The organism is Stenotrophomonas sp. 05L44_2 (assembly GCF_056665995.1).
In genome coordinates this window covers 1-5666 of sequence record NZ_JBFTNR010000277.1, presented here as the reverse complement: position 1 = coordinate 5666, position 5666 = coordinate 1, and the positions used below count along the sequence as shown (strand labels likewise).

6 protein-coding genes and 1 pseudogene are annotated in these 5666 nt (G+C 69.2%); 1 reads left to right on the top strand and 6 read right to left on the bottom strand.

What is annotated here, in order from left to right:
- A pseudogene (locus tag AC1VAN_RS11175) lies at positions 1-713 on the top strand (IclR family transcriptional regulator domain-containing protein); the annotation flags it as partial.
- Positions 714-781: 68 nt separating this feature from the next.
- Here AC1VAN_RS11175 and pcaC read toward each other — a convergent pair.
- The 6 genes from pcaC to AC1VAN_RS11145 all read right to left on the bottom strand — a co-directional run.
- Positions 782-1168 carry a 4-carboxymuconolactone decarboxylase gene (gene pcaC, locus AC1VAN_RS11170; protein ID WP_480985816.1) on the bottom strand — a complete coding sequence of 129 codons (387 nt, stop codon included), beginning with the start codon at positions 1166-1168 and terminating at the stop codon, positions 782-784.
- Positions 1169-1191: 23 nt separating this feature from the next.
- Positions 1192-1977 carry a 3-oxoadipate enol-lactonase gene (gene pcaD, locus AC1VAN_RS11165; protein ID WP_313114874.1) on the bottom strand — a complete coding sequence of 262 codons (786 nt, stop codon included), beginning with the start codon at positions 1975-1977 and terminating at the stop codon, positions 1192-1194.
- Between the two features lie 25 nt (positions 1978-2002).
- A complete protein-coding gene (locus AC1VAN_RS11160; RefSeq protein WP_478013635.1) occupies positions 2003-3346 on the bottom strand; it encodes a 3-carboxy-cis,cis-muconate cycloisomerase in 1344 nt (447 codons plus the stop codon).
- A gap of 90 nt (positions 3347-3436) precedes the next feature.
- Positions 3437-4000: a protocatechuate 3,4-dioxygenase subunit alpha gene (gene pcaG, locus AC1VAN_RS11155; RefSeq protein ID WP_025875085.1), complete on the bottom strand. Its 564-nt coding sequence runs from the start codon at positions 3998-4000 to the stop codon at positions 3437-3439.
- Positions 4001-4004: 4 nt separating this feature from the next.
- Positions 4005-4715, bottom strand: a complete 711-nt coding sequence (gene pcaH, locus AC1VAN_RS11150) for a protocatechuate 3,4-dioxygenase subunit beta (protein ID WP_480985815.1) — start codon at positions 4713-4715, stop codon at positions 4005-4007.
- A gap of 68 nt (positions 4716-4783) precedes the next feature.
- On the bottom strand, positions 4784-5666 hold an 883-nt coding region (locus AC1VAN_RS11145), incomplete at its 5' end, for an acetyl-CoA C-acyltransferase (protein WP_480985814.1).

The window sequence follows — 5666 nt, the reverse complement described above, 5'->3', positions numbered from 1 at the left end:
GCCGCGGCCTGGCCGTGCTGAGCGTGTTCTCGCAGCACCCGCGCGAAGTGACGATGTCGCAGATCAGCAGCGATACCGGCATTTCCCGCGCAGCGGTACGGCGCGTGCTGTACACGCTGGAAAAGCTCGGCTACGTGGGTGAACAGGGCCGCGGCTTCGTGCTGCTGCCGCGCGTGCTGGGCATGGGCGGCGCCTATGTCGCGTCGTCGTCGATGACCGCTGCTGCACAACCGGTGCTGGATGCCCTGCGCGATGCCGTGCACGAATCCTGCTCGCTGGGCGTGCTCGATGGCGATGACATCCTGTACGTGGCGCGCGCGGAAACCGTACGCATCATGTCGATCGGCCTGCGCGCAGGCAGCCGCTTGCCGGCCTACTGCACCTCGATGGGCCGCGTGCTGCTGGCCTCGTTGCCGCGCGACACGCTGGAAGGCTACCTGGAACGCAACCCGTTGCGGCCGCGCACTGAACGCACGGTCACCCGCATGGAAGACTTCCTCGACCTGCTGGAAAAGGTGCGCCGCGAAGGCGCGTCGCTGGTCGACCAGGAACTGGAGATCGGCCTGCGCTCGATCGCCGTGCCAGTGCGTTCGCGCAGCGGCGATGTCGTGGCCGCGCTGAACATCGGCACCCAGGCGGGCCGTATCGGCCTGGGCGTGATGCAGACCCAGCTGTTGCCGCGCCTGCGCGAAGCCGCACAGCGGCTGGGCACGTGGCATGGCCCGGCGCTTCCGGGACTGCGCTCTGGTAGCGCCGGGCCATGCCCGGCGGATGTTCGGCGTCAGCGCTCTGCGGCCTGCTCTTCCAGGATCGGCTTGGCCAGCGCGAACGCGTGGTTGGCCGCGGGCACGCCACAGTAGATCGCGGCCTGCAGCAGCGCTTCCTTGATCTCCTCCGGCGTCACGCCGTTGTTGCGGGCGGCACGGATATGCAGCTTGAACTCCTCGTCGTGGCCCAGCGCCACCATCATCACGATGGTCAGCAGCGAGCGCGTATGCCGCGGCAGGCCCTCGCGCGTCCACACCGTGYCCCACGCSGTGCGCGTGATGAATKCCTGGAAYTCSKYGGTGAACTCGGTGCGCGCCTGCAGCGAGCGTTCGACGTGTGCCTCACCCAGTACCTGGCGGCGCACCGCAAGGCCGGCTTCGTAGCGTTCCTGTTCGTCCATCGTGGTCTACCTGTTGTGCGGGATCAGTGCTGCGCCGAAAGATGCGCGGCCAGTGCGGAGGTGAACGCCTGCGGCGATTCCAGGTTGCAGATGTGGCGGCCCGGCACGGCGGCATGGTGGCCATGGGTCACGCCGTCGGCGATTGCCTGCAGCTCGGCCGGAGCGCACACCGGGTCGTCATCTCCGGCAATGGCCAGCAGCGGCACGCCAATGCGGCCCAGCGCATCACGGAAGTCGGCCGTGCCCACGGCGTTGCAGCAGCCGGCATAGCCAGCCACGCTGGTGGCGAGGAAGCGCTGCAGGATGTCTTCCACCTGGCTGGCATGGGTCTGCGCGAAAGCGGCGGTGAACCAGCGTTCGCGGGTGCCATCGACCAGCGGCAACAGGCCATCATGCTGGACCTGGGCGATGCGCGCCTGCCAGCCGTCCAGCGTGCCGATCTTCGCTGCGGTGGCAGCCACCGTGAGCGTGCGCAGGCGATTGCCAGCATGCACGCCCAGCCACTGCCCGGTCAGGCCACCGATCGACAGCCCGCAGAAATGGCTGCGCGCGATGCCGAGGTGGTCCCACAGGGCCAGCACATCAGCGCCCAGTTCGGCCACGCTGTACAGCCCTGGCGGCGTGCTGGACTGGCCATGGCCGCGACGGTCATAGCGCAGGATGCGGTACTGCGAGGCGAGTGCATCCACCTGCGGCTGCCACATGCCCAGGTCGGTACCCAGCGAATTGCAGAAGGTCAGCCACTGCCCGTCGGCGCGGCCCTCGGTCTGGTAGTGCAGGCGATGCTGCGGAAGGTCGAGGAATGGCATGCGTGCTCCAACGTTGAACGTAGGATCAGCCGCGCGCGAGCACGCGGTCGATCCAGGTATCGGCCATGCCGCGCCAGCTGTCTGCGGCGAACAGGGCATCCAGTTGTGCGGCGGAAAGCTGCGCGGTGACTTCGGGCATCTGCCCCAGCACCACGCGCAGGTGCTGCGATTGCGCAAGCGCCTGCCTGGCCGCTTGTTCCACCAAGGCATGTGCGGCCGGCTTGCCGATGCGCTCGCCCAGCGTGACCGCAACGGCTTCGGCGTAAAGCAGGCCGCCATGACTGTCCAGGTGCTGGCGCATGCGCTCTCGGTCCAGCTGCAGGCCCTGCACCACCACATCCACCTGGGCCAGGCTGCCCGCACACAGGCGCACGATCTCCGGCACGGTGTCCCATTCGGCGTGCCATTGGCCTGCTGCGCGCTCGTGCGGCTGCGGCATGGCAGTGAACAGCGTGGACAGCAGGCCCGGTACGCGCGTGGCGGCGGCAATGGCGGCCACGCAGCCCACCGGATTGCGCTTGTGCGGCATTGCCGAGGAACCGCCCTTGCCCTCGCCCGCGGGCTCGAAGGCTTCGGCCACCTCGGACTGCATCAGCAGCACGATGTCGGTGGCGATCTTGCCGAGACTGCAGGTCAGCAGTGCGAACACGCTGCCGAACTCGGCAATGCGGTCACGCGCGGTGTGCCAGGGCAATGCCGGCAGCGGCAACTGCAGCTCGGCAGCCAGGGCCTCGGCCACGTCCAGCCCGCGCGTCTGCAGCGAGGCCAGGGTGCCAGCGGCACCGCCGAACTGCAGCACCAGCGTGTCTGCGGCCAACGCATCCAGCCTGCGCTGGCTGCGCTGCAGGGCGTCGAGCCAACCGGCCGCCTTCAGGCCGAAGGTCACCGGCACGGCTTGTTGCAGCAGCGTGCGTCCGGGCAGCCCGGTGCCGCGCTCGGCCTCGGCCAGCCGCGCCAGCGCCATGCACAGCACGCGCAGGCGCGCCTGCACCTGGCTGACTGCCGCGCGCAGCTGCAGCACCGCGCCGGTATCGATGATGTCCTGGCTGGTGGCGCCCCAGTGCACCCAGCGCGCGGCCTCGGCATCGTTCGCCTTGACCTGCGCGGTGAGTGCCTTGACCAGTGGAATGGCCGGATTGCCAGCCAGTGCGGTGGCTGCCGACAGCGCCGGCAACGAATACAGATCGGCGCTGCAGGCCGCTTCGATCGGTGCAAGCGCAGCTGCGGGAATCACCCCGCACTGCACCTGCGCGCGCGCCAGAGCGCGTTCGACATCGAGCATCGCCTGCAGGCGTGCTTCATCGCGGAACACGGCGTCGACGGAGGGGTCGCCGAACAGACCGCCCAGCAGCGTTGGGAAGTGGCTCATTGGTGCAGTCCATCCTGGGTAATCACAGCTTACCCGCGCCCGCCGCACGCGGGTGTGGAGTGGCCGGAAGGCGCGTCGGGCGCGCCGCAATCAGTATGCGAAGAACACCGTCTCGTCCGGGCCCTGCATGCGCACGTCCCAGTGGTACAGGCCCTTGCCCTGCGCCTGTGCGACCAGGGTGTGGCGGCGTTCGGCCGGCACCAGCGCGAGGATGCCGTCCTCGGCGTTGCTGGCTTCGTCACTGAAGTAGATGCGTGCACGGGTGGCCTGCAGCAGGCCGCGCATGAACACCAGCACCACCAGGTGCGGCGCCTGCGGCTCGCCACGCAGGCCCGGCACGCGGCCCGGCTTGACGGTGGTGAAGGCGAAGCGGCCCTGGTCGTCGGTGGGCACGCGGCCCCAGCCGTCGAAGGCCGGGTCGTGGTCGTCACGGCGCGGGTCTTCGCCATGGGCATAGATGCCCTGCGCGTCGGCCTGCCAGATTTCCAGCACGGCATCGGACACCGGCACGCCATTGCCATCGAACACCTGGCCCTGCACTTCCACGCGCTCACCCTGCGCGGTGGCCGGGGCGATGTCGGTGCGGTACAGCGGTTCCAGGCCCAGGCGGTAGTACGGGCCCACGGTCTGCCATGGAGTGGATTGGAAACTCATGGTGTTACTCCCAGACGGTCATCTTGCGRCCGCGCAGCACGATGTCGAARCGRTAGCCCAGCGCGWATTCGTTGGCGGTGTTTTCCCAATCGAACGAGGACACCATGCGCTCCCGCGCCTTGGCGTCGTCCACGCAGTTGTAGATCGGATCGAACGCCAGCAGCGGATCATTGGGGAAATACATCTGCGTGACCAGGCGCTGGCCGATGCCTTCGCCATGCAGCGAGAAGTGGATGTGTGCCGGGCGCCAGGCGTTGTAGTGATTGCGCCACGGGTACGCGCCCGGTTTGATGGTGGTGAAGCGGTAGCGGCCTTCGCTGTCGGTCAGCACCTGGCCGGTGCCCTTGAAGTTCGGATCCAGCGGCGCGTCGTGCTGGTCGCCCTTGTGCAGGTAACGGCCGGCGGCGTTGCACTGCCACACCTCCACCACGGTGTTGCGCACCGGGCGACCATTCTCGTCCAGCACAYGGCCGCTGACGATGATGCGCTCGCCCTGCGGCTGGCCGGGGAAGCCGGCGGTCAGATCGGCGGCATGCTCACCGAGGGTGATGCGGTTGATGCTCGGGCCGGTCACTTCCGAGAGCGTCACCGGGATCGCGATCGGGTCGGTTCCCGGGCCGCGCAGCGCGGTGGAGGCGTAGGGCAGGTGGATGCGCGGCGGCTGGCTGCCGGGGTACGGCTTGCGGTAGCCGCGCAGTGGGGTGGGATCGCTCATGGCGTACTCCTGTTGGCGAGCGGCCCGGAAGCCGCAGCTGTCTTGAGATTACGGAATCAGGGGATGGTTCACACGCGCTCGATGGCCAGGGCCACGCCCTGCCCCACGCCGATGCACATCGTGGCCAGGCCACGGCGGCCACCGCTGGCCTCCAGCTGGCGCAGCAGGGTCAGCGCCAGGCGCGCGCCGCTCATGCCCAGCGGGTGGCCCAGCGCGATGGCACCACCGTTGGGGTTCACGTGCGCGGCATCGTCGGCCAGGCCCAGCTGGCGCATGCAGGCCAGCCCCTGCGAGGCGAAGGCCTCGTTCAGTTCGATGGCATCGAAGTCGGCGATGGCCAGGCCCAGCCGTGCCATCAGCTTCTGGCTGGCCGGCACCGGGCCCATGCCCATGATCGCCGGCTCCACGCCGGCACTGGCAAAGCCGAGGATGCGCGCGCGCGGGGTCAGGCCCAGCGCCTGCACCTGCGCACCGGAGGCCAGCAGCAGCGCGGCGGCACCATCGTTGATGCCCGAGGCGTTGCCGGCGGTCACCGTGCCCGGCTGGCGGAACAGCGGCTTCAGCTTGGCCAGTGCTTCGGCGGTGGTATCGCCGCGCGGGTGTTCATCGCGCTCGACGGTCACGGTTTCGCCGCGTTTGCGGCCCGGTACGTCCACCGCCACGATCTCGCCGTCGAAGAAGCCGTGCGCCTGCGCGGCGGCCGTTCGCTGCTGGCTGCGCAGGGCGAACGCATCCTGGTCCTCGCGGCTGACGCCGTAGCGCTCAGCCACGTTCTCGGCGGTCTGGCCCATGGTCTCCACGCCGTGCAGTTCACGCAGGCGCGGGTTGATGAAACGCCAGCCCATGGTGGTGTCTTCGATCTGCTGGTCACGGGCAAACGGCGAGGTTGCCTTGCCCATCACGAACGGCGCGCGCGACATCGATTCGACGCCGCCGGCAATGGCCAGGCCG